Source organism: Blastococcus jejuensis (assembly GCF_039534705.1).
In the GTDB taxonomy this organism is placed as follows: domain Bacteria; phylum Actinomycetota; class Actinomycetes; order Mycobacteriales; family Geodermatophilaceae; genus Blastococcus_B; species Blastococcus_B jejuensis.
The window spans coordinates 1-22,726 of the sequence record NZ_BAAAVV010000011.1 but is presented as its reverse complement, the minus strand read 5'-3'; the positions used below and the strand labels follow the sequence as shown (position 1 = coordinate 22,726).

Genomic DNA, 22,726 nt, shown 5'->3' with positions numbered 1-22,726 from the left:
CGCGATCAAGCGCCGCGCGAATTCCGAGACTGTGTCGTTACGTTCAGAGGACGTCGAACTCGTTGAACGCGGCGCCGCCGGAGAGGGTGGCGTAGCCGGGGCCGCGGTCGAAGAACGGCTCCTCGCCGGTGCGCGCGGCGCGGCGTTCGGCCCGCAGCGACTCGGTCGCCGTCTCGTCGGCCGCGCCGTCCTCGCCGACGACGACGCCGTAGTCGTCCCGGGCGCCCTCCACCGACACCTTCCGCCAGGCGATGTCCCGCAGCACCTCGTCGACCGGGCGGTCCAGCGGGTCGCCCCAGCCGCCACCGCCCGTCGTCCGGATGCGCACGACGGTGCCGGCCGTCAGCGGCTCGGCGTCGGCGAGCGCGTCGACCTCGTGCTCGTTCGGCCCGCCCGGGTCGACGGTGACCTGGAAGGGCTGGCCGGCCTTCCCGCCCTTCACGCCCCAGCAGGCGAGGATCGAGCGGTCGGCGATCGACATGAAGTGCGCGTCGCGCAGCACCCGGATGTGCTTCTCGTAGCCGCAGCCGCCGCGGTACCGGCCGGGGCCACCGGAGTCCAGAGCCAGGCCGAGCCGCTCGATCCGCAGCGGGAAGCGGCCCTCGGTGAACTCCGTGGGCAGGTTCCGGGAATCGGGGACGACGTGGATGGTGTCCTCGCCGTCGGCGTAGAAGCGGCCGCCCGAGCCGCCGCCGAGCACCTCGCGCATGAGGTAGGGCTCGCCGTCGAAATCGGTGCCGTAGACGCCGGTGTAGCGGATCGTCTCCTGGTCGGCCGGCATCCGGCCGCCGGTGGCCTTGGCCAGCACACCGGCCAGCACGCCGAGCAGCCGCAGGATGACGAACGTCCGGGCATTGGTGGGCGCCGGGAAGATCGGGGTGAGCAACGTCCCCTTCTCCGGGAAGCGCATCTCGATCAGCGGGACGACGCCCTCGTTCACGTCGAGCTGGGCCATCCGCTCGGGCGTCTCCGCCAGGTTGCGCAGGATCGGCGCCAGCCACTTCTTCAGGAAGTTGCCGTCGGCGTAGTCGCCGCAGTGGTTGATCGGCCCCTTGGCCTGCGGACCGGTGCCGGTGAAGTCGATGACCAGCGGGGTCTCCTTGGTGGAGTCCATGGTCAGCGTGATCCGCTGGCGGTGCAGCTGGGGCTCCTCGACGCCGTCGTGCTCGGCGTAGTCCTCCCACACGTAGGTGCCGTCGGGGATCTGGGACAGGATCTCGCGCCGGTAGACCTCGGTGGAGCTGGACAGGATGGCCTCGAAGCAGGCCTCGACCGCGGCCACCCCGTAGCGGTCGAACAGCTCGCCGAGGCGCCGGGCGCCGGCCAGGCAGGCCGAGCACTCGGCGTCGAGGTCGGCGGCCAGCGAATCGGGCATCCGCGAGTTGCGGGTCATGATCTTCAGCGCGCTCTCGTTGGGCACGCCGCGGTCCCACAGCTTGATCGGGGGGACCATGAGGCCCTCCTCGTACACGCTGGTCGCCGCGCTCGGCATCGAGCCGGGCACCGCGCCGCCGATGTCGTCGTGGTGGCCGAAGGCCTGGATGAAGGCCACGACCTCGGGTTCCCCGGTCTCGGGGTTGCCCGCGAACACCGGCACGGTCACGCACAGGTCGGGCAGGTGGCCGATGCCGCCTTCGGACAGGTAGACGTCGTTGTGGAAGAAGACGTCGCCGACGTTCATGGTCTCGATCGGGTAGTCGCGCACCACCGGGTGCACGAGCGCCGAGTACGAGCGGCCGGTGAGCTTGCGCAGCTTGCGGTCGTGGATGCCGGCGCGGAAGTCGTGCGCGTCGCGGATCATGGGGGATCTCGACGTCCTGCCGATGGAGGTCTCGACCTCCTTCTCGATCGCGGCCAGGGTGCCGGCGACGATCTCGACGAGGACCGGGTCGGCGTCGACCTTGCCGTTCTGCAGGCTGGAGGTCACTGGGCCGACTCCTTCGTGAGCAGCAGGTTGCCGTAGGCGTCCACGGTGACGGCGAAGCCGGGGTGCACCGGGACGGTCGAGCCGAACTCCTCGATGATCGCGGGTCCGGTCACCACGTCGCCGGGTGCGAGGTCGGGGCGGTTGTAGGTCGGGGTGTCGATCCAGTCGTCGAAGAACACCCGCCGGGAGCCCGTGACGGCCCGGTCCGTCCCGCCGTCCCTCGGTTCCAGCTCGACCATGTCGGGACGGCGGATCGGCCCGATCCCGCTGACGCGGAGGTTGACCCACTCGACCGCCTGGCGCGGATCAGTGGCGAAGTCGTAGCCGTAGAGCTGCCGGTGGGCGGCGTGGAAGGCCTGGGCGACCTCCTCGGCGGCGGCGCGGTCGAGGACGCCGTCGGGAACGGGGACGCGCACCTCGAAGGCCTGGCCCACGTAGCGCAGGTCCGCCGTGCGCTGCATGCGCTGCTGCCCGCGGTCGAAGCCCTCGCCGTCCAGCGCGGCCTGCGCCTGGCCCTCGAGGTCGCCGAAGACGGTCTGCACCCGGGAGAGATCGAGATCGAGATGCTTGCTGACGACGGTCTGCACGTAGTCGTTGCGGACGTCGACGGTGAGCAGCCCGAACGCGCTGACGTTGCCGGGGTTCGGCGGCACGAGCGTGCGGGGGAGACCGAGGATGTCCATCAGCCGGCAGGCCAGCAGCGAGCCGGAGCCGCCGAACGTGGTGAGGGTGAAGTCGCGGACGTCGAGGCCCTTCGCGACCGTCACCTGGCGCAGCGCGTTCGCCTGGTTCCACGCGGAGATCTCGAGGATGCCGGTGGCCGTGCGCTCGAGCGACAGGTCGAGCTCGGCGCCGAGCTGGGCCAGGCCGTCGGTCGCGGCCTCGACCGACAGCGGGATCTCGCCGCCCAGCAGGTGCGGGGGGATCCGCCCGAGGACGACGTGGGCGTCGGTGACGGTGGGCTGCTCGCCCCCGTTCGGATAGCACATCGGGCCCGGGTCGGCGCCGGCCGACTTGGGGCCGACCTTGAGGGTGCCCTCGGGCGAGAGCCAGGCGATCGAGCCGCCGCCCGCGCCGACGGTGACGACGTCGATCATCGGGATCTTGCTCGGGTAGTCGCCGACCGAGCCCTCGGTGGTGAGCGCCGGCTCGCCGTCGATGACGACGGTGACGTCGGTGGACGTGCCGCCGCCGTCGCAGGTGAGCACCCGGTCGAAGCCGGCGGTGCCCGCGATCAGGGCGGCGCCGAGCGCGCCGGCGGCCGGGCCGGACAGCATCGTGGTGATCGGCTGGTGCACGACCTCGGAAGCCGACAGCACGCCGCCGTTGCTCTTCATCACGTAGAACGGCACGCCGGGGGCGATCTCGTCCAGCCGGGTGCGGATGTTGGTGACGTAGGCGCCGACCTTCGGCTTCACCGCGGCGTCGACCAGCGTGGTCACCGAGCGCTCGTACTCGCGGTACTCGCGCAGCACCTCGGAGCTGATCGAGACGACGGCGCCGGGGTGCTCCTCGCGGATCACCTCGAGCATGCGGCGCTCGTGCGCGTCGTTCGCGTAGGCGTGCAGGAAGCAGACGCCGATCGTGGTGATGCCGGCGTCGGCGAAGAACCGGGCGGCGGCGCGGGCGTCGTCCTCGTCGAAGGGGCGCACCTCGGCGCCGGTGTGGTCGAGCCGGCCACGCACCGTGCGGACGAGGTCGGCCGGGACGATCCGCGGCGGCTTGACCCAGAAGTAGCTGTTGCCGTAGCCGTCGGGCACCGACTGGCGGGCGATCTCCAGCACCGACTCGTAGCCCTCGGTGGTGATGAACCCGATCCGGTCGAGCTTGCCCTCGAGCAGCTGGTTGGTGGCGACCGTCGTACCGTGGCTGACGGCCGTGACGGCGGACCCGTCGAGGTCCATCAGGCCGAGCACCTTGCGGACCCCGTTGAGGAAGCCCTCGGCAGGGTCGGCCGGGGTCGACGGGGTCTTGGTCGTCGTGGTCCGGCCGGTCTCCTCGTCCACGGCGACGACGTCGGTGAACGTCCCGCCGGTGTCGATGCCGATGCGGACCCGACGCTCACTCATGCCAGAAACCTTAGCGCTGAGGTATCCCGCGCGGAAGGCGCCGGCGTCGATTCGCCTCCGGAGATGACGAACGCCGCCACGGTGGGACCGTGGCGGCGTGCGGTGGTGCGAGCGCCGCGGCGGGCGCTCCGGGGTCAGGTCAGTCGCGCCCGAACATCAGGAGGGCGACGGGGTCCATGCCCTCGCGACGCGGGGCGGCGGCGCTGGCGCGGAAGGCGCCCGCGTAGTCCTTGCCCCAGGTGCGCACGGAGGCCAGCGCCCGGACGAAACGACCCGCGTCGACGGCGGGGGCGGTCAGCTGCTGCTGCGATACGAACGTCGTCATCTCTCGTCTTCTCCCGAAACGTCTGTGCAATTACGTCTGCTCAAGTCATCGACGAGAATAGTCGGGACTGGAGTCAATGGTCGGACCAATTGGTGTGACTCCAGCCACCGTGATTGCCATTTCCATGACCTGCGCCACATCGGGGCGGCATCGCGTGTGACGCCCGCCACCAGCGTGGATGGCGGTGTGACGCCGGGCACTCACCACTGTCGGGCGTGGCCGGAATGCACGTGCATAAATGCGCACGGAATGGTCGGGAAGGAATTGCGGAGGCGCGGCCGGATCAGGTCTGGATGTCGACCGACGAGAGACGGCGCCCCCGGAATGCCGCGAGGCGCGCGGCCTGCTCGGCGGCCGCGGCACGCAGCGCCGGCGAGTCCGACGCCCAGAGCTCCACCGTGACCGCGACGTCCTGCCCCGCTCGCCGGGCCCGCCAGCTGCCGGCGATCTCGCCGTCGGCCAGGACGCCCCCGGGCCGGCCGAGCACCGGCCACAGCGCCTTCGCGTGCGCGGCGTCGGGCACGAGCAGTGCCCGGTCCCGGGCCTGCAGGAAGAGGTCGAACGGGCCGAGCAGGCGGGTGACCGACGCCCCCTCCTCGGCCAGCCGGCCCGCGTCGGCAGCGAGGATCCAGCGCCGCTCGCCCTCGACGGCCACCTCGACCGCGTCGTCGGGCCAGTGGGCCTGCACGTCCGTGATCGGGGCGTCGAGGTACCCGGCGACGAGCTTGGGCGTGGCCGGACCGAGCAGGCGCAGGTAGCCGCGGACGACGTCGAGCCGCGCGGGCACGTCGGCGGTGGGAGCGAAGTCGGGGATCGGCTGCAGGACCGGGGGCGAGGTGCCCGGCTGGAGCTCCAGCCCGGCGCGCAGCGCGCTCAGCCGGAACGGCTGCTCCCAGAGGTGGACGGCGTCGCAGGGGACGCAGAACCGCGTGTACGGCTCGTCCATCACCGCCGTGAGCCGGGTGGACAGCTCCCCCTTGACCATCGGCCCGGTGACGATCGACCGCATGGCGTCGGCGACGGCGTCGAGGGCGGTCAGCGGAGGGATGCCGGCCGCTCTGAGCGGCTTGGCCGCGTCGAAGATGCGCTTGCCGGCATCAGCGTCCGAGAACGGCGCCGAGGCGGCGGCCACGCCCGGCAGGTCCGACCGCCGGTACACGTGCGGAGCCCCCCGGATGGTCCAGACGGTGGCGAGGTCGGCCGCCGGCGGGCGGTCGACGCCACGGAGGGCCAGCGCCCAGAGGGCGCCGTCCGGGCCGGTGTCCTGCACCCCGAGATCGAGGACGGCGGTGTCGGCGAGCGAACCCGCGGCCCGGTCGAGCTGCTGGGCGCGCACGCGGAAGGCCAGGACCTGGCGCCGGTCGACCTCCGCGGTCACCGGGCCACCGTAGCGCCGGGCCGCACACGTCGTGCCGGGGTCAGAGCACCTTGCCGGGGTTGAGGATGCCCAGCGGGTCGAAGACCGACTTGATGCCCTGCTGCAACGCGTAGGACGTCTCCCCCAGCTCCTGGCGCAGCCACGTGCGCTTGAGCAGTCCGACGCCGTGCTCGCCGGTGATCGTCCCGCCGAGCCCGAGGGCCAGGCTCATGATCGCGTCGAAGGCCACCTGGGCCCGCTCGGCCGCGGCGGGGTCGCCCCGGTCGAACACCACCGTGGGGTGCATGTTGCCGTCGCCGATGTGGCCGGGGCAGACGATCAGCATCCCGGTCTCGGCGGCGATGCGGTCCATGCCGGCCAGCAGGTCCACCAGCCGGGCCCGGGGGACGGCGACGTCGTCGACCAGCGTGGCGCCGAGCTCCTCGACCGCCGGGTTCACCAGCCGGCGGGCCTGCAGGAGCATGGCCGACTCGGCGGCGTCCTCGGCGACGGCCACGTCCGCCGCGCCGAGCTCCGCGCAGACCGCACCCATGGCCGCGACGTCGGCGGCCGCCAGTGTCCCGCGGTCGGACTGCGCGATGAGCAGGGCCTCGGCGTCGAGCGGGAGGCCCATGTCGCGATAGGCCTGCACCGCCCGGATCGAGTGCGAGTCGAGGAACTCCATCAGCGAGGGGCGCAGCCCCGACGCCATGATCCGGGCGACCGCTGTCATGGCGTCGGCGGTCGTGTCGAACACCGCGGCCATGGTCAGGGCCGGCTCCGGGGCGGGCCGCAGCGCCAGCGTCGCCTGGGTGATCACGCCGAGGGTGCCCTCGGACCCGACCATCAGCCGGGTGAGGTCGTAGCCCGCAACGCCCTTGGCCGTCCGGCGGCCCACGCGCACGATCTCGCCGCTCGCGAGCACGACCTCGAGCCCGCGCACGAAGTCGGCGGTGACGCCGTACTTCACGCAGCACAGGCCGCCGGCGTTGGTGGCCAGGTTGCCGCCGATCGTCGACATCTCCCAGGAGGAGGGGTCCGGCGGGTAGAACAGCCCGACGTCCGCGACCGCCCGGGACAGGTCGGCGTTGATCACGCCGGGCTCCACGACGGCGACCTGGTCGACCTCGTCGATCTCGACGATGCGGTTCATCCGGACCATCGACAGCAGGACGGCGCCGTCGACGGCGTTGGCCGCACCCGACAGCCCGGTGCGGGCGCCCTGGGGCACGACCGCTACCCGGTGAGCCGTGGCCCACCGCAGCACGGCCTGCACCTGCTCGGTGGTGGTGGGCCGGACGACGGCCAGCGGCGCCCCCGCGGCGCAGAAGCTCGCGCTGTCGTGCCGGTAGCCGTCGCTGGTCGCCGGGTCCGTGACGACGGTGCCCTCGGGCAGCACCCGGACGAGCTCGTCGAGCGGTGCGGTCACGGTCGGGCCTCTTCCTTCCGGAGCCACGCCGTCGTGGCTCGTTCGATGCAGCCGAGCGGGTCGGCCCACGCGGCCGCCGTGCCGAACTCCGCCAGCAGCGACACCGCGGTCGCCCGTCCGGCCACCCCGTCATCGACGTCGCCGGCGACGACCAGCGCGGGTACGTCGTACTGCGCCGCGAGCTCCAGGACGCCCCCGACCACCTTGCCGTTGAACGACTCGGCGTCGAGCCGGCCCTCCCCGGTGACGACGGCGTCGGCGGCAGCGATGGCCTCGGCCAGCCCCGTGTGCTCGGCGATCAGACCGAACCCCGGCACGAGCCGGGCGCCGAGCGCGGCGAACGCACCGCCGAGGCCACCGGCTGCCCCCGAGCCGGGCACCGCCGCCAGGTCGATCCCGTAGCGCTGCCGGTAGAGCGAGGCGAGCCGGTCCAGGCGCCCGGTGAGCTCGACGACCTGCTCGGGCGTGGCGCCCTTCTGCGGCCCGAAGACGACGGCGGCGTCGCGGAACGCCGTCCGCACGTCGCAGGCGACCAGCACCTCGGCGCGACCGTCGCGCCCGTCGAACGGCGCGAAGGCCTCCAGGACCTCGGCGGTGTCGAACCCGCCGTCGGTGGTCGCCGAGCCGCCCAGGCTGACGATCACCCGGTGCGCACCCTCGGCGATCGCCGCGGCGACCAGCTCGCCGGTGCCCCGGCTGGTCGCGCCGACCGGGTCGTTGCCCGCGGCCCCGCCGGCCAGGTCCAGGCCCGACGCGCGGGCGCTCTCGACCACGGCCACGCCGTCGTCCCCCATCCGCCACGGGGCGGCGACCGGGGTCCCGAGCGGCCCGGTCACCGTGGTGGTCCAGTTGGCTCCGCCGAAGGCGTCGAGCGTGCCCTCCCCGCCGTCGGCGAGCGGGAGCTGCACGCAGGACCAACCGGCCGCCTCGGCGGCGGCCGCGATCGCGGCGGCCACCTCGGGGGCGGTGGCCGAGCCGCGGAACTTGTCCGGGACGGCGAGGAGGGTGGGCATGCTCAGCCCCTCGGGGACGCGGTCACGCACCGATCCGGGCGACGGAGGAGACGCCGAAGCGCTCGGCGACCAGGTTCTTGATACCGGCCGGGAAGCCGACCATCGAGGCGCGGTGCGGCGCCGCGAGCTCGACCTGCGCCTTGCCGTCGCCCTCGAACGCGGCGATGCAGCGCTCGGGCTCGGCGTTGGCCAGGACCAGGATCGCTCCGGTGGCGCCGACCGCACCGCCCATGGTCAGCACCGTGGTGGCACCCACGTAGATGTCGCGGTCGAACACCTCGAGCTCGTCGAGCAGCCGCCCGGCGTCGCCGGAGGAGTCCTTGAGTCCGGTGACCGGGAGGTCGGGGAGCACCTCGACCGGGATCCCGGGCGAGGCCGCGAACGGGAAGTGGTAGGCCAGGAGCGGCCGGTCGCCCGCGGCCTGCGCGACGCGGTCGTAGTAGCGCCGGGGGTCGGCAACGGCCGGCGGGGAGAGCACGAGGGCGGCGTCGGCGCCGGCGTCGTACGCGCGGGTGGTGAGGTCGGCGGCCTGCGCGCCGGTGGGCGCCCCGGTGCCGGCGAGCACCGGCACGTCGGCCGGGATCGCCGCGCGGACGGCACCGATCAGCGCGCTGCGCTCGTCGGCGGACAGCGACATCGCCTCACCGGTCGTGCCGGCGACCAGGACCGAGCGCATGCCGAGGCCGGTCAGCTGGACGGCGAGATCGGCGGTGGCGGCGGCGTCGAGGCGGCCGTCGTCGTCGAAGAGGGTGACGAGCGCGACGCCGACACCGGTGAAGAGCGGGGGCATGGAGATTCCTCTCGAGGAGCGGGGACGATGCCGGGTCAGCCGGCGACGGAGGCGGTGGCCGGTGCCTCGGCCAGCTCGGGCGCGAGCTCGGCGAGCAGGCGCAGGACCAGTTCCGCGCGGCGGACGCGCTCGCGGCCGAGGTTCTGGGCCATCGCGCCGATGTGGCCGCCGACCGGGTAGATGTTCGGGGCGTTGCGCAGGCCGAGCTTCAGGTAGACCGGTGCCGCCACGCGGACGACCTCGGGGACGTCGTAGAAGCGGACGGCGCCGCCCTGGTCGTCGGGCACCTCGACGTACATGTCGATCGGCGCCGACGTGGCGGCCCGGATCTCGGCGATCTGCGGCACGGTCAGGTCGGTGGAGATGTTGAGGCTGGTGGCCCCCATCTCCTCGTACAGGGCGGCGGTCGGGCCGTTGGACAGCGGCATGAGCACCGACGTCTTGAGCACCAGGTCCTCGGGCATGCGGCCGTCGGCCTTCATCCGGCCCAGCAGCGCGAGCACGCCCAGGTCGCCGACCAGGAGGCTGCGGACGCCGAGACGCACCGCGCGCTCGGCGTCGCAGAGCGACGCGGCCACGGCGGAGTTCCCGCGGGCGGCGGCGCCCACGGCGGCGGAGACCTTGGCCTGGCCGCCGATGTCCCAGGCACTGCGGGGCCCGAGGAAGAGGTTGACCTCGATGCCGTGCTCGGCGCCGAGGGCGACCATCCGCTCGATCTCGGCGTCGGTCAGCATCATGACGCCGCTGCCCTGCGAGACCCGGTGGATCGGCACGCCGCGGCGGTCGGCCTCGTCCAGCACGGCCGCCATGACGTCGGGACCCTCGCAGCTCGGGATCTCCACCTTGTAGCGGGAACCGTCCGGGAAGCGTGCGGCCGAGTCGCTGCCGTTGGAGTGGCCGTCGGTGAGCACCGGGTGGCCCAGCCCCGCGCAGAGCTCGTTGATGCGGTGCAGGGTCATGGCCGGCCCTCCGTCAGCGCGACCTCGGCGGTTCCGATGGTCGTCCTCGTCCCGTCCGCGTCCGCCGTCCAGACCTCGATCGAGACCCGGTCACCGTCCACCCCGGTGACCCGTCCGCCGCAGGTGACCGGCTCGTCGCGGAAGTCCATGCCCCGGTAGCTCACGTCGAGGACGGCGAGCCGCCCGCGACCGGCGAACCATTCCTCGACCAGCCGGCCGAGCCAGGCGGTCTTGAGCAGACCGTGCACGGCCAGCTCGCGATGGCCGCGCTCCTGGGCGAAGGGGATGTCGTAGTGCATCTCGTAGAAGTCGCCGCTGGCGCCGGCGTACTGGACCAGCGTGCGCAGGCTCGCGGTCTCGACCCGGGTGATCTCGTCGGCGCTCATCGCCGCACCCGCGTCCCGACGTGGCGGACCGCCAGCGTCCCGTCCGGCAGGCGGAACTCGGTGACGAAGGTCAGCAGCGCGAGGGTGCCGGTGCGGCCGCTCTTCTCCTGGACCCCGGTGAAGGTGAGCCGGGAGGTGACCTCGTCGCCCAGCCGCAGCGGGCGGTGCACCTCGAACCGGTCCCCGCCGTTGATCCAGCCCATTCCGTAGGCCAGCGCCTCGGGCATGGTCGGGGGCTCGGTGAGGAAGCAGGCGGTGATGGTGGCCGGGACCTCGGTGCCGTCCTCGTCCGCGCCGATGGCCCGCCGGTAGTCGCGCAGGTGCCGCCGCTCGACGACGTCGACGCGCTCGTCGGCCGTCCAGCCGATCGCCGCCCGCAGGGCCTCGATCGAGCCGGTTCCGGTCTCAGCGGTGTCCGTCATGCCGCATCGCCTCCTCTTCCTCCTGGCGGATCCGTGCGAACCACGCCCGGGACTCGGGGGAGTGGCCTTCCGCGTCGTCCTCGATGCTGAGCAGGTAGGTGCGCTGCCCGTGGTGGGCCAACGTGTGCGCGGTGCCCTCGACGTCGCCCGCCTCGATGAGGTCGAGGAGCGGGCGGTGCCGGGCGGCGTCCTCGCGCGCGGTCTCGATCTCGGCGCGGGCGCGGCGGTTCATGGCCATGCACATGCGCATCTGCAGCGACAGGGAGCGGTAGACGTCCTCGAGCCGCCGGTGCCCGGCCAGCCCGACGATCGCCAGGTGGAAGGCGAAGCTGGTCTCCACCACCCGGGGGGCGCCCGGCTCCTCTGCGGCGGCCTCGAGCTCGGCGAAGGCCTGGCGGAGCCGGTCGAGCCGCTCCTGCGACCGCACCGGGATGCCGAGCCGGACGGCGATCTGCTCGATCTCCTCGCGCAGCGACACGATCTCGTAGATGTCGTGCGGCGTGACCGGCGCGACCACGGCGCCCTTGCGCGGCGTCTGGACGATCAGGCCCTCCTGTTCGAGGACCCGCATGGCTTCCCGCAGCGGCGGGCGGCTGACCCCGAGCTCGTCGGTCAGGCGGTTCTCGATGACGCGGTCACCGGGGCGCAGTTCCCCGGTGAGCACCATCTGGCGCAGGGCCTCGGCGGCGAGGGCGGACATGCTCGGCGGCGCCTCGATGCGGCGCACGGAGGGCACGTGATCCGGCTCTGAGCTCACGGTGCGCCTCCTCTCTCTGGGGTGACGTCGACGCGCAGCCAGTCGCTCGCGGTGTCGACATCTTTCCGTAACGGATTGCTCTGTGAGCCTTGTCATACGGCTTCGTCTTTTGTAGACAGTAGTCCACCAGCTGTGAGGCACACCACCTCCGGCGTCGAAAAACTCTGGAACGGAGGCTGCGGATGGCAGTCGAGACGGCCGGCCCCCTCGCGGGCGTGACGGTGCTCGAGGTGGGCGCCTTCATGGCCGCCCCCTTCGCCACGATGCAGCTGGCCGACCTCGGCGCCCGCGTCCTGAAGGTCGAGAACCCGACGGGGGGCGACCCCGTCCGCGCCACCAGCCCGTTCCTCGACGGCGAGAGCTCGCCGTTCGTCCGGCTCAACCGGAACAAGGAGTCGGTGGCCCTCGACCTCAAGGCCCCCGAGGGCAAGAAGGCGTTCCTGGCGCTGGCCGCCCGCGCCGACGTGCTGGTGGAGAACCTCCGCCCCGGCGCCATGACCGGCCTCGGGTTCGGTTACGAGGCGATCCGCGAGGTCAACCCGCGGATCGTCTACGCCTCGGCATCCGGGTGGGGCCAGGACGGGCCACTGGCCGCGCTGCCCGGGCTGGACATCATGGCCCAGGCCCGCGGCGGGCTGATGAGCATCACCGGGACCCCGGATGGCGCTCCGGTCAAGATCGGTGTCCCGATCTGCGACCTGGTCTGCGCCATGTACGTCGCCCTCGGGGTCACCGCGGCGCTCAAGGAGCGGGACCGCTCGGGGGAGGGGCAGTACCTCGACGTCTCGCTGCTGGAGAGCGGCGTCTCCTTCGCCATCTGGGAGGCCGGCAAGTACTTCGCCACCGGCGAGGTGGGCCGCCCGCTGGGCTCGGCGCACCAGAGCACCGCGCCGTACCAGGCGGTGCGCACCGCCGACGGGTACGTCACCGTCGGGGCCGTCACCCCGAAGACGTGGAAGGGGCTGTGCTCGGCGCTGGGTCTGGAGGACCTGCTCGACGACGAGCGCTACGCCGACGCGTCCACGCGGCACGGCCACCGGGACACGCTCATCCCGGCGATCGAGGCGGTCACCACCACGCGCACCACCGACGAGGTGGTCGCCGCCCTCGACGACGCCGGCGTGCCGTGCGCCCCGATCGCCGACTACGGCCAGGTCTTCACCGACGACCACCTCACCCAGCGCGGCTACTTCTGGGACGCGCCGCACCCGACCCTCGGCGCGGTCCGGCAGCTGGGGTCGCCGATGCGGCTCTCCCGCACGCCCGCCCGGCAGGACACCGCCGGTCCGCAACTGGGGGCCGGCACCCGAGCGGCCCTGGAGTGGGCCGAGATCCCGGCCGCCGAGGTCGACGCGCTCATCGAGTCCGGGGTCGCCGCCGACCCGGCGCACACCGTGGCGCCCGCCCCGCCCGCAGTCCCCCCGCAGCCCGCCGACGACCGACCCCTCTGAGGAGCCCGCACATGACCACGCTCGAACCCGGTGTCCAGGGCGTCCTGGCGCGCACCGTCGCGGCAGAGCACTGCACCCGTCGTGGGGAGTACGACATCTTCTCCACGCCCAACCTCGTCCTCCTCCTGGAGGAGGCGGCCATCGAAGGGCTGGCGCCGCATCTGCGCGCGGACCAGGCCAGCGTCGGCAGCAAGATCGACATCGCGCACACCGCGCCCACACTGCTCGGTCAGACGGTCACCGCGACCGCCACCGTGACCGAGGTCGACCGTCGCCGGGTGGTCTTCGACATCCGCGTCGAGGACGACACCGAGGTCATCGGCACGGGCACGCACGAGCGCTTCGTCGTCGACCTGCCCTCCTTCGAGGACCGGCTCGCCGCCAAGGCGGAGCAGGTCCGGTGAACCCGCAGGACGTTCCCCCGCCCCGCCCGCACCAGCCCCGTCGCCCCACCCCCATCCAAGGAGCACCCGTGAAGCGCACCCGTTCCACCGTCCTCGCCGCGGCCTCGGCCTCGGCGCTCGCCCTGACCCTCGCGGCCTGCGGGGGTGACGCCGGCGGGTCCGGCGACGGCGACGGCGGCTTCACGCCGCGCGGCGACGTCACCATGATCGTGCCGTTCGGCGCCGGCGGCGGCAGCGACCTCGCCGGCCGCGCGACCGCGACCATGATCGAGGCCGCCAACGGCGACGTGAGCGTCAACGTCGAGAACCGCGAGGGCGGCTCCGGCGCGGTCGGCTACTCCCACTTCCTGGGCCAGGCCGGCGACGGGGAGACCCTGCTGGCGACCGAGACCGCGCTGCTGGCGCTGCCGATCAGCGGCGAGGTCGAGTTCGACTACACCGACTTCACCCCGATCATGAAGCTCGGCGACGACTACACGCTGATGGTCGTGGGCGCCGACAGCCCCTACGAGACCTGCACCGACGTCGTCGAGGCGGCCGAGAACGAGCGGATCGTGGCCGGCATCAGCGGCATCACCGGCCTGGACAACATCGTCTTCACGCTCACCGAGCAGGAGACCGGCGTCGAGTTCGACCGCGTGCCCTTCGAGTCCGGCGGCGAGCTCACCGCCGCGCTGCTGGGCGGTCAGATCGACATCGCCTCGCTCAACCCGGGCGAGATCATCGGCCAGCTCGAGGCCGGCGAGGTCAAGGCCCTGTGCGCCTTCTCCGAGGAGCGCTACAGCGACTACGAGGAGCTGGCCGACATCGAGACGGCCAAGGAGCAGGGCATCGACGTCGCCTTCGCCCAGTTCCGCGGCGTCCTGGCGCCCGGCGGCATCGACGACGCGGCCCGCGACTTCTGGATCGAGACGATGGAGGCTGCGGTCGAGACCGACGAGTACCAGCAGTACATCGAGGACAACTACCTGCAGGCCAACACGGCCGCCGGCGACGACTTCGTCGAGTACCTCGAGGGCAACAACGAGCTGCTCCAGCAGGTCATCGGCGGATGACCGGGGTCCCGGCCAAGCGAGGCATCGCGGTCGAGCAGGCCGTCGTGTACGGCCTGCTCACCGCCCTCGGCCTCGGCGCCTTCGTCATGGCTCTCGACTACGGGTTCCTCCTCGAGGAATCCCGCGTCGGGCCGGGACTGGTTCCCGGGGTCGTCGGCGGGCTGATCGTGCTCATCGCCGGCTGGGAACTCATCGCGATCCTGCGCGGTCACCGGATCCCGCACGACCGCGGTCTGGCGGAGATCGTGGGAGCCACCACGGCGGACATCCCCCAGGGCGGTGCCTCCCCGGAGCGCGCCGCCCCGGGGGGTGTCCCCGTCGGGGACCGGCCCGGTGACACGGCCGGCGACATCGTCGCCGTGTCCCCCGACGACGCACCGGCGGCCGGGCCCGGCCTGGACGACGTCGACATCTTCGGCCGGACGCCGCGGGACCGCGGCCGCCAGCTGGTGACCGTCTCCGTCGCCCTCGTCGTGGCCGTGCTCCTGGTGCCGCTGCTGGGCTTCCTCGTGTCGTTCTTCCTGCTCTCGCTGTTCATCTCGGCCGTGGTGGAGCGCCGCGCCTGGATCCCGTCGCTGATCGTGTCGGGCCTGGCGATCGCCGCGGTCTACGGGGTCTTCGTCGGGTTCCTCGACGTGCCGCTGCCGACCGGGCTCATCGGGATCGGAGGCTGACGTGCTCGACAACCTCGTGCTCGGCTTCTCGACGGCGCTGAGCGTCGAGAACCTGCTGTGGTGCTTCGTCGGGGTGCTCGTCGGCACCGTCATCGGCGTCCTGCCCGGCCTCGGCTCGACCACCGGTGTCGCGGTGCTCCTGCCGCTGACCCTGTCGCTCGAGCCGGTGACCGGTCTGATCATGCTCGCGGGCATCTACTACGGCTCGCAGTACGGCGGCACCATCACCTCGGTCCTCATCTCCACGCCCGGCGAGGCGTCGAGCGTGGTGACCACGCTCGACGGCTACCAGATGGCGCGGCAGGGGCGGGCCGGTGCGGCCCTGGCGATCTCGGCGATCGGCTCCTTCGTCGCCGCGATCATCTCGCTGGCGCTGCTGGTGACCCTGGCGCCGCCCTTCGCGGAGTTCGCGCTGGACTTCGGTCCGCCCGAGATGCTCGCCGTGATGATCCTGGGCCTCGCCACGATCATCAGCTTCGCCGGCGACAACCGGATGCTGGGCCTGCTCATGGCCCTCGTCGGCCTGCTGATCGCCACCGTCGGCGTCGACCCCGGCAGCGGCACCTCGCGGTTCACCTTCGGGTCCATCTACCTGCTCGGCGGCATCCCGTTCGTCGAGGTGATGATCGGCCTGTTCGCCGTCGGCGAGGTGCTGTTCCAGATCCGGCAGGGTGCCGCGGCGCCGATCAAGGCCAAGTTCCGCGAACTGATGATCAGCCGCGACGACCTCAAGCGGTCCCGGGGCCCCATCCTGCGCGGCAGCTTCCTCGGCTTCCTGTTCGGCATCCTGCCCGGCGCCGGCTCGACGCTGGCCTCCTTCATGGCCTACGGCATCGAGAAGCGGGTCAACAAGCGGGGCAAGGAGTTCGGCACCGGGGCGATCGAGGGCGTGGCCGCACCGGAGGCGGCCAACAACGCGGCGGCCAACGCGAACTTCGTGCCGACGCTGACCCTGGGCATCCCGGGCGGTGCCACGACGGCCGTGCTCCTGGGCGCCTTCATGATCAACGGGATCCAGCCCGGGCCGCTGCTGTTCGACGAGCAGCCGACCCTGGTCTGGGGCCTGCTGGCGTCGTTCTTCATCGGCAACGTGATGCTGCTGGTGCTCAACCTGCCGCTGGCCCCGGTCTTCGCGCAGATCCTGCGGGTGCCCTACGGCTACATGTACCCGATGATCCTGCTGACCAGCCTGGTCGGCGCGTACTCGATCTCCAACGGCATGTACAGCGTCTGGGTGGTCCTGATCTTCGGGGTCATCGGCTACTTCATGAAGCGGCTCGACCTCCCGATGGCGCCCCTCGTCCTCGGCGTCGTCCTCGGGCCGCTGTTCGAGAAGGCCCTGGTCCAGACGTCGGCGATCGGCGACGGCAACGTCTTCATCGTCTTCACCCGGCCGCTGGCCCTGGTCGTCATGGCCATCGCTCTCCTGCAGATCTTCGCTCCCGCGATCATGGCCCGGTTGCTGCGGCGACGGCGCGCACGCCTGGCCGACGCGGCCGCACCTACCCCCGAGGAGTCCCCCCGTGGATGAACCAGAACTGCTCGTCGAGTCCGACGGCGGCGTCCTGACCGTCACCTTCAACCGCCCCCGGCAGCGCAACGCGATGACCTGGGGGATGTACGAGGGCCTCTACGACGCCTGCGAGCGGGCCGACGCCGACGACGAGATCCGCGTCATGGTGCTGAAGGCGGCCGGCGACAAGGCGTTCGTCGCCGGCACCGACATCAGCCAGTTCGCCGACTTCTCCAGCGGCGCCGACGGCGTGGCGTACGAGGAGAAGATCGCGCGCATCGTGACCCGGCTCGAGGACGTCGGCGTGCCGACCGTGGCCGTCGTCCGGGGGTTCTGCGTCGGCGGCGGGCTGGGCATCGCGTCGGTCTGCGACCTGCGGGTCGCCGCCCGGTCGGCCCGGTTCGGGATCCCGATCGCGCGCACGCTGGGCAACTGCCTGTCGATGAACAACTACTCGCTCCTGCTCCAGCACCTCGGGCCGGCGCGGACCCTCGACATGCTGCTGCGGGCGCGGCTGTTCACCGGCGAGGAGGCGGCGGCGGCCGGCTTCGTCGCCGAGCTGTGCGAGGACGGCGACCTCGACGCCACGGCCGACGGCGTCGTGCAGACCCTGCTCGGCCACGCGCCGCTGAGCATGTGGGCGGCCAAGGAGGCGGTCCGCCGCATCCGCCGCGCGAGCATCCCGAACGGCGACGACATCGTCGGCCGCGTGTTCGGCAGCGAGGACTTCCACACCGCGGTCGCGGCGTTCGCGGCCAAGCAGCCGGTCGTGTGGCAGGGCCGGTGACGCACGTCGTCCGGTACGAGACCTCCGGCGACGTCCGCGTCGGCGTCCTGGACGCCGGCGCGGTGCGGCCCGTCCCGGGCGTTGCGTCGATGGGCGAGCTGCTCGCGCGGGACCTGGCCGAGGCGCGCGCGGCGGTGGAGGGGGCGGCAGGGCAGCGCGCCGTCCCGGTGGGGGAGGTGCGGCTGCTGGCGCCGGTCGACGGCCTGACCGAGGTCTGGGCGTCGGGCGTCACCTACGAGCGGTCCATGGACGCCCGGGTCGAGGAGAGCATGACCCAGGACATCTACACCCGCGTCTACCTGGCCGAGCGGCCCGAGCTGTTCTTCAAGTCCGTCGCGTGGCGGGTGGTCACCGACGGCGAGCCGATCGCCGTGCGTCCTGACTCGGCGCTGACCGTGCCCGAGCCCGAGCTCGCCGCCGTCGTCACCGCGACGGCCGAGGTGTTCGGCTACACCGTCTGCGACGACGTCAGCTCCCGCGACATCGAGGGCGAGAACCCGCTCTACCTGCCCCAGGCCAAGGTCTACGCCGGCAGCTGTGCGCTCGCACCCGGCATCCGGCCGGCCTGGGAGGTGGCCGACCCGGCCGCGCTGGGGATCTCCCTGCGGGTCGTCCGGGCCGGCGCGACCGCGTTCGAGGGCAGCACGTCCACCGCGCGGATGCGCCGCTCGGTGCCCGACCTGGTCGCGCACCTGGTCCGGGCGCAGGACTTCCCCGCCGGCGCCGTCCTCTCCACCGGGACCGGCATCGTGCCGGGCCTGGACTTCACCCTGCTCGACGGCGACGTCGTCGAGGTGACCGTCGAGGAGGTCGGGACGTTGCGCAACCCCGTGGTGGGCGTGGCGGTCGCGCGCTCCCGTGCCCTGGCCGCGGCCCGATGACGGCGCCGGTCGTGCCGGACACCGACGCCGCCACCCTGGGGCGGGTGCTCGGCGGGCTCGCGGCGAGCGCGCCGGTGCTGGCCGATACCGGCCGGGCCGAGCGGGCGAGTGCCCTGCGGGCCGTCGCGGACGCGCTCGACGCGGCGACCGACGAGCTCGTGGCCCTGGCGACCGAGGAGACCGCGCTGCCGCGGCCCCGGCTCACCGGCGAGGTCGCGCGGACCACCGGGCAGCTGCGGATGTTCGCCGCCGGACTCGACGAGGGGTCGTTCCTGGACGTCGTCATCGACCCGGCCGATCCGTCGGCCACGCCGGTGCCGCGCCCCGACCTGCGCCGGATGCAGGTGGCGCTGGGCCCCGTCCTCGTCTTCGCGGCGAGCAACTTCCCGTTCGCGTTCAGCGTCGCCGGCGGGGACACCGCGTCGGCGCTGGCCGCCGGCTGCCCGGTCCTCGTCAAGGCGCACCCCGGTCACCCCGCGACGTCGGTCCGCACCGCCGAGATCGTCCGCTCCGCGTGGGAGGGTGCCGGCATGCCCGCGGGGTCCTTCGGCCTCGTCACCGGTGAACAGGTCGGCGTCCAGGCGCTGCGCGATCCGCGGATCGCGGCGGCCGGTTTCACCGGCTCGCTGCACGGCGGCGCGGCGCTGTACCGGATCGCGGCGGAGCGGGAGGTCCCGATCCCGTTCTACGCGGAGATGGGCAGCCTGAACCCGACGTTCGTGACCCCCGGTGCGGTGGCCGCCCGGGGCGAGGAGATCGCGGCCGGGTTCGTCACCTCGTTCACCCTGGGCGTGGGGCAGTTCTGCACCAAGCCGGGGCTGCTGTTCCTCCCGCGCGGCCACGGACTCGAGACCGCGCTCGAGCGGGCCGTCGGTGCGGTGGCCCCCGGCCGGATGCTGCACGAGCGCATCCGCACCGGGCACGACGCGGTGCGGGCCGAGCTCGCGGCGCTCCCGGGCATGCGGGCCGTGGCAGCCGTCGAGCCCGGTGCGGGCGAGCTCGCGGGCGCGACCCTGCTGGCCACCGATCTGGCCACGCTGCTGGCCGACCCCGATCGGGTGCTGACCGAGTGCTTCGGGCCGACGTCGGTCGTCGTCGAGTACTCCGGCATGGACGAGGTCCTGACCGCGGCGCGGGCCTTCGGCGGCAACCTCACCGCCACCGTGCACGCCGAGGACGACGAGGTCGAGCTGGTCCGGCCCCTGATGCGCGAGCTGCGCGACCGGGCGGGCCGGATCGTCTGGAACGGGTGGCCGACCGGGGTGGCCGTCGCGTGGGCCATGCACCACGGGGGTCCGTGGCCCGCGACCAGCGCGCCCCTGCACACGTCGGTGGGGATGACCGCGATCCGGCGGTTCCTCCGGCCGGTCACCTTCCAGGACGTGCCCGCGGAGCTGCTCGACGAGGCGCTCCAGGACCGCAATCCGGCCGGCATCCCGCGCCGGCTCGACGGCGTCCTCTCCACCGGAGACCTTCCCGGGGCCTGAGACGAGCACACGCCGGTGGTCGCCCCGGGTGTCCGGGGACGACCACCAGCGTGAGGTGATCTCGGGTGGTGCGGGGACTACGCGGCGGCGCGGTCGGCGTCCCGCTCGATGTCGGCGGCGAAGCGGTCGAGCACGGCGCGGCGGCACTCGCGGCTGTGCGCCGACTGGATGGACCGGGTGGCCGCGACCGCGTCGAGCACGATCGCGCCGAAGGCCGCGAGGGACCACCGCGCGCTACCGGCGGTGCGGTGTCGGTTCTGGTCGATGGAAGCGGTCATCGTCTGCGTCGTCCTCTTCTTCCTGCGGCGTCCCGTGGTTCCTCATCGATCATCGATCGCGCCGGCCCGGAGGTTGAGGGGCTGGGCTGTGAGACGGCGCACGAACGCGCCGTTTCCGCGGTGACGTCGGCCACGATCGGCCGGGCGTGTGCGGAATCGCGGGGCGCGAGCCGTGTCCGGCGTCAGGAGTCGGACAGGGACCGCAGGAGTCTGGCCAGGGTGCTGCGGTCGCCGGGGGAGAGCCGGGCGAACAGTTCCTCGGAGTCCGCGGAGCGGGCACGGTCGACCTCGGCGCGGATCCGCCGGCCCTCGTCGGTCGGCCGCAGCAGCACCGCGCGCCGGTCGTCCGGGTCGGGCGTCCGCTCCACCAGCCCCCGCTCCTGCAGGCCGTCGGCCACCTCCGTCGCCGAGCGCGGGGCGATCCGCAGCGTCTCGGCGAGCTCCGACAGGCGGACGCCGTCCCGCGCGCCGACCACCTTCAGCGCCCGGGCCTGGTGCGGTGAGAGATCCCAGGGGGCCAGCACGTCCCGCCAGCGGCGCCGCAGGGTGCGGGCGGCCCGCATCAGCAGGTCGCCCAGGTCGGCCGGTCCGTCGTCCACGGCGGGAATCGTAGCGGCGGTCGCGTGGTTACCACACCGTGAGGTAACCTCAGCTTCTTTCCCCGGCGACATCGCCGATCTCGCGCACTTTCGCCCCCCAAAGCGCACGAGATCGCCGATCTCGCCGGGCTCACCGAACCCAGGAGGTGGTCGCCATCGAGGAGATGACGACACGTGCCGGCCGGTCCGGCCGCAGTCCCGATCCCGCTGACCGGGCACAGCTCGAGCGTTCGCCCGTGCGCTGGAGCCGGGTGGCCGCCCTGTTCCGCCCGTACCGCCGGCAGCTCGGCGTGGTGGTGGCGTTGATCGTGGCGTCGTCCGCCATCGCGCTGGCCACCCCGTTCCTCGTCCGCCTGGTCATCGACGAGGCGCTGCCGCGCCAGGACGTCGGCCTGCTGCTCTGGGCCGTCGGCGGGATGCTCGCCGTCACGGTGGTCACCGCCGTCTTCGGCGTCGTCCAGACCTGGTTGTCGACCACCGTCGGGCAGCGGGTCATGCACGGCCTGCGGACGGCGGTGTTCGGGCACCTGCAGCGGCAGTCGCTCGGCTTCTTCACCCGCACCCGCGGGGGCGAGGTGCAGTCCCGGCTGACCAACGACATCGGCGGCATGCAGTCGGTGGTCACGTCGACCGCGACCTCGGCCGCCTCCAACGCGACGACCGTCATCGGCACCGTCGTCGCCATGGCCGCGCTGAGCTGGCGGCTGTCCCTGCTCTCGCTGATCGTGCTCCCGCCGGCCATCTGGCTGACCCGGCGCGTGGCCCGGATGCGGCGGGCGATCACGGCCCAGCGGCAGCGGCACCTCGCCGACCTGCACTCCCAGGTGGAGGAAGGCCTCTCGATCAGCGGGGTGCTGCTGGGCAAGACCCTCGGCGCCGCCCCCGCGCAGTCCCACCGGTTCACCGGCACGTCCGACGACCTGGTCGCCCTCGAGGTGCGCTCCCAGCTGGCCGGTCGTTGGCGCATGGCCACGATGAGCATCGTCTTCGCGGGCATCCCCGCGCTGATCTACCTGGCGGCGGGCCTCCCGGCGACCTCGGGCGGCATGACCATCGGCACGCTGGTGGCGTTCACCGCGCTGCAAGGCACGCTGTTCCGCCCGCTGATGGGCCTGCTCGACCTCTCGGTGTCGCTGACCAGTTCGATGGCGCTGTTCAGCCGGGTGTTCGAGTACCTCGACCTGCCCGTCGACATCGACGACCCGGCCCATCCCGTCGCGGTCGACCCGGGCACCGTGCGCGGCGAGGTGCGCTTCGAGGGCGTCGGCTTCACCTACCCCGACGGGGCCCGCCCCGCGCTGACCGGCGTCGACCTGACCGTGCCCGCCGGAGGGAGCCTGGCGCTGGTCGGCGAGACCGGCTCGGGCAAGAGCACCCTGGCCTCCCTCGTGGCGCGGCTGAACGACCCGACGACCGGGCGGGTGCTGATCGACGGCGTCGACGTACGGGAGATGACGCTGGCCGACCTCGCGCGCGTCGTGGGCGTGGTCTCCCAGGAGACCTACCTGCTGCACGGGACCATCCGCGAGAACCTCCGGCACGCGAAGCCCGACGCCACGGACGCCGACATGGAGGCCGCCGCCCGGCGGGCGCAGGTTCACGACGTGATCGCGGCGCTGCCCGACGGCTACGACACCGTGGTCGGGGCGCGGGGGCACCGGTTCTCCGGCGGGGAGAAGCAGCGGCTGGCCATCGCTCGGACGCTGCTGCGCGACCCGCGGGTGCTCGTGCTCGACGAGGCGACCAGCGCGCTGGACACGGAGACCGAGCGTGCGGTGCAGGCAGCCCTGGACGAGGCCAGCCGCGGGCGGACGACGATCACCATCGCCCACCGGCTCTCGACCGTGCGCGACGCCGACGAGATCGCCGTGCTGGATGCCGGCCGGGTCGTGGAGCGGGGCTCGCACGACGCGCTCCTGGCGCGCGGCGGCCGGTACGCCCGCCTGGTCGGCCTGGCCGAGCGCGAGGCGGTGCTCGCCGCCTAATGGGGCTTACCGGGCCCGCCGGTCTCTGGCAGGTTCGGCGCCGGTAGCGGCCGGTGGGTCAGCACTCTCGCCGCCTGGAACGGGTTGGATTCCTAGGGTCAGATCGTGCGCCCACCGGTCGTGAGGGGGTCTGACCGCTGATGGGATGACGTGCCCCGAGCCTGTGGCTCGGTGAGCA

At 73.1% G+C, this 22,726-nt stretch carries 22 protein-coding genes; 9 read left to right on the top strand and 13 right to left on the bottom strand.

Annotated elements, in window-relative coordinates; genetic code table 11:
* Positions 1-43 precede the first annotated feature (43 nt).
* The 11 genes from ABD644_RS18330 to ABD644_RS18280 all read right to left on the bottom strand — a co-directional run bounded on the left by ABD644_RS18330 (position 44) and on the right by ABD644_RS18280 (position 11,434).
* The gene (locus ABD644_RS18330; protein WP_344690458.1) at positions 44-1,927 is read right to left on the bottom strand and encodes a hydantoinase B/oxoprolinase family protein; all 1,884 of its coding nucleotides are present in this window, start codon (positions 1,925-1,927) and stop codon (positions 44-46) included.
* Positions 1,924-3,996, bottom strand: a complete 2,073-nt coding sequence (locus tag ABD644_RS18325; RefSeq protein WP_344690457.1) for a hydantoinase/oxoprolinase family protein — start codon at positions 3,994-3,996, stop codon at positions 1,924-1,926. The genes ABD644_RS18330 and ABD644_RS18325 overlap by 4 nt, the downstream gene beginning before the upstream one ends.
* A 139-nt stretch (positions 3,997-4,135) precedes the next feature.
* The gene (locus ABD644_RS18320; protein WP_344690456.1) at positions 4,136-4,321 is read right to left on the bottom strand and encodes a hypothetical protein; all 186 of its coding nucleotides are present in this window, start codon (positions 4,319-4,321) and stop codon (positions 4,136-4,138) included.
* Positions 4,322-4,604: 283 nt separating this feature from the next.
* Complete coding sequence (locus ABD644_RS18315; RefSeq protein WP_344690455.1) at positions 4,605-5,699, bottom strand: DNA glycosylase AlkZ-like family protein; 1,095 nt, start codon at positions 5,697-5,699, stop codon at positions 4,605-4,607.
* 40 nt (positions 5,700-5,739) lie between these two features.
* Positions 5,740-7,107: an FAD-binding oxidoreductase gene (locus tag ABD644_RS18310; protein WP_344690454.1), complete on the bottom strand. Its 1,368-nt coding sequence runs from the start codon at positions 7,105-7,107 to the stop codon at positions 5,740-5,742.
* Positions 7,104-8,120 carry a glycerate kinase gene (locus tag ABD644_RS18305; protein ID WP_344690453.1) on the bottom strand — a complete coding sequence of 339 codons (1,017 nt, stop codon included), beginning with the start codon at positions 8,118-8,120 and terminating at the stop codon, positions 7,104-7,106. The genes ABD644_RS18310 and ABD644_RS18305 overlap by 4 nt, the downstream gene beginning before the upstream one ends.
* A 22-nt stretch (positions 8,121-8,142) precedes the next feature.
* Positions 8,143-8,910, bottom strand: coding sequence for a dihydrodipicolinate synthase family protein (locus ABD644_RS18300; RefSeq protein ID WP_344690452.1), 768 nt, complete (start codon positions 8,908-8,910; stop codon positions 8,143-8,145).
* A 35-nt stretch (positions 8,911-8,945) separates the two neighbouring features.
* Positions 8,946-9,869, bottom strand: a complete 924-nt coding sequence (locus ABD644_RS18295) for a U32 family peptidase (RefSeq protein WP_344690451.1) — start codon at positions 9,867-9,869, stop codon at positions 8,946-8,948.
* Positions 9,866-10,255, bottom strand: a complete 390-nt coding sequence (locus tag ABD644_RS18290) for a MaoC/PaaZ C-terminal domain-containing protein (protein ID WP_344690450.1) — start codon at positions 10,253-10,255, stop codon at positions 9,866-9,868. Before ABD644_RS18290 ends, ABD644_RS18295 begins: the two co-directional genes overlap by 4 nt.
* A complete protein-coding gene (locus ABD644_RS18285; protein ID WP_344690449.1) occupies positions 10,252-10,677 on the bottom strand; it encodes an FAS1-like dehydratase domain-containing protein in 426 nt (141 codons plus the stop codon). Before ABD644_RS18285 ends, ABD644_RS18290 begins: the two co-directional genes overlap by 4 nt.
* Positions 10,661-11,434 (bottom strand): GntR family transcriptional regulator, encoded by a 774-nt coding sequence (locus ABD644_RS18280; RefSeq protein ID WP_344690448.1) that lies wholly within the window; start codon positions 11,432-11,434, stop codon positions 10,661-10,663. The genes ABD644_RS18285 and ABD644_RS18280 overlap by 17 nt, the downstream gene beginning before the upstream one ends.
* A gap of 182 nt (positions 11,435-11,616) precedes the next feature.
* Between ABD644_RS18280 and ABD644_RS18275 the strand changes: the two genes are divergently transcribed.
* The 8 genes from ABD644_RS18275 (at position 11,617) to ABD644_RS18240 (ending at position 19,686) form a co-directional block, all read left to right on the top strand.
* Positions 11,617-12,885: a CaiB/BaiF CoA transferase family protein gene (locus ABD644_RS18275; protein ID WP_344690447.1), complete on the top strand. Its 1,269-nt coding sequence runs from the start codon at positions 11,617-11,619 to the stop codon at positions 12,883-12,885.
* Positions 12,886-12,896: 11 nt separating this feature from the next.
* Positions 12,897-13,289, top strand: a complete 393-nt coding sequence (locus ABD644_RS18270; RefSeq protein ID WP_344690446.1) for a thioesterase family protein — start codon at positions 12,897-12,899, stop codon at positions 13,287-13,289.
* A gap of 68 nt (positions 13,290-13,357) precedes the next feature.
* The gene (locus ABD644_RS18265) at positions 13,358-14,344 is read left to right on the top strand and encodes a tripartite tricarboxylate transporter substrate binding protein (protein ID WP_344690445.1); all 987 of its coding nucleotides are present in this window, start codon (positions 13,358-13,360) and stop codon (positions 14,342-14,344) included.
* A complete protein-coding gene (locus tag ABD644_RS18260; protein WP_344690444.1) occupies positions 14,341-15,018 on the top strand; it encodes a tripartite tricarboxylate transporter TctB family protein in 678 nt (225 codons plus the stop codon). Before ABD644_RS18265 ends, ABD644_RS18260 begins: the two co-directional genes overlap by 4 nt.
* Before the next feature lies 1 nt (position 15,019).
* Complete coding sequence (locus ABD644_RS18255) at positions 15,020-16,549, top strand: tripartite tricarboxylate transporter permease (RefSeq protein ID WP_344690443.1); 1,530 nt, start codon at positions 15,020-15,022, stop codon at positions 16,547-16,549.
* Positions 16,542-17,318, top strand: coding sequence for an enoyl-CoA hydratase/isomerase family protein (locus ABD644_RS18250; RefSeq protein WP_344690442.1), 777 nt, complete (start codon positions 16,542-16,544; stop codon positions 17,316-17,318). The genes ABD644_RS18255 and ABD644_RS18250 overlap by 8 nt, the downstream gene beginning before the upstream one ends.
* A complete protein-coding gene (locus ABD644_RS18245) occupies positions 17,315-18,199 on the top strand; it encodes a fumarylacetoacetate hydrolase family protein (protein ID WP_344690441.1) in 885 nt (294 codons plus the stop codon). The genes ABD644_RS18250 and ABD644_RS18245 overlap by 4 nt, the downstream gene beginning before the upstream one ends.
* Positions 18,200-18,210: 11 nt before the next feature.
* Positions 18,211-19,686: an aldehyde dehydrogenase (NADP(+)) gene (locus ABD644_RS18240; RefSeq protein WP_344690440.1), complete on the top strand. Its 1,476-nt coding sequence runs from the start codon at positions 18,211-18,213 to the stop codon at positions 19,684-19,686.
* 77 nt (positions 19,687-19,763) lie between these two features.
* Here ABD644_RS18240 and ABD644_RS18235 read toward each other — a convergent pair whose 3' ends face one another.
* Together ABD644_RS18235 and ABD644_RS18230 are read right to left on the bottom strand one after the other, a co-directional pair.
* Positions 19,764-19,964: a hypothetical protein gene (locus ABD644_RS18235; protein ID WP_344690439.1), complete on the bottom strand. Its 201-nt coding sequence runs from the start codon at positions 19,962-19,964 to the stop codon at positions 19,764-19,766.
* Between the two features lie 182 nt (positions 19,965-20,146).
* Positions 20,147-20,563, bottom strand: coding sequence for a MarR family winged helix-turn-helix transcriptional regulator (locus ABD644_RS18230; protein WP_344690438.1), 417 nt, complete (start codon positions 20,561-20,563; stop codon positions 20,147-20,149).
* A 236-nt stretch (positions 20,564-20,799) separates the two neighbouring features.
* Between ABD644_RS18230 and ABD644_RS18225 the strand changes: the two genes are divergently transcribed.
* Entirely contained in the window at positions 20,800-22,548 is a 1,749-nt protein-coding gene (locus ABD644_RS18225; RefSeq protein ID WP_344690437.1) for an ABC transporter ATP-binding protein, read from the top strand.
* Positions 22,549-22,726 lie beyond the last annotated feature (178 nt).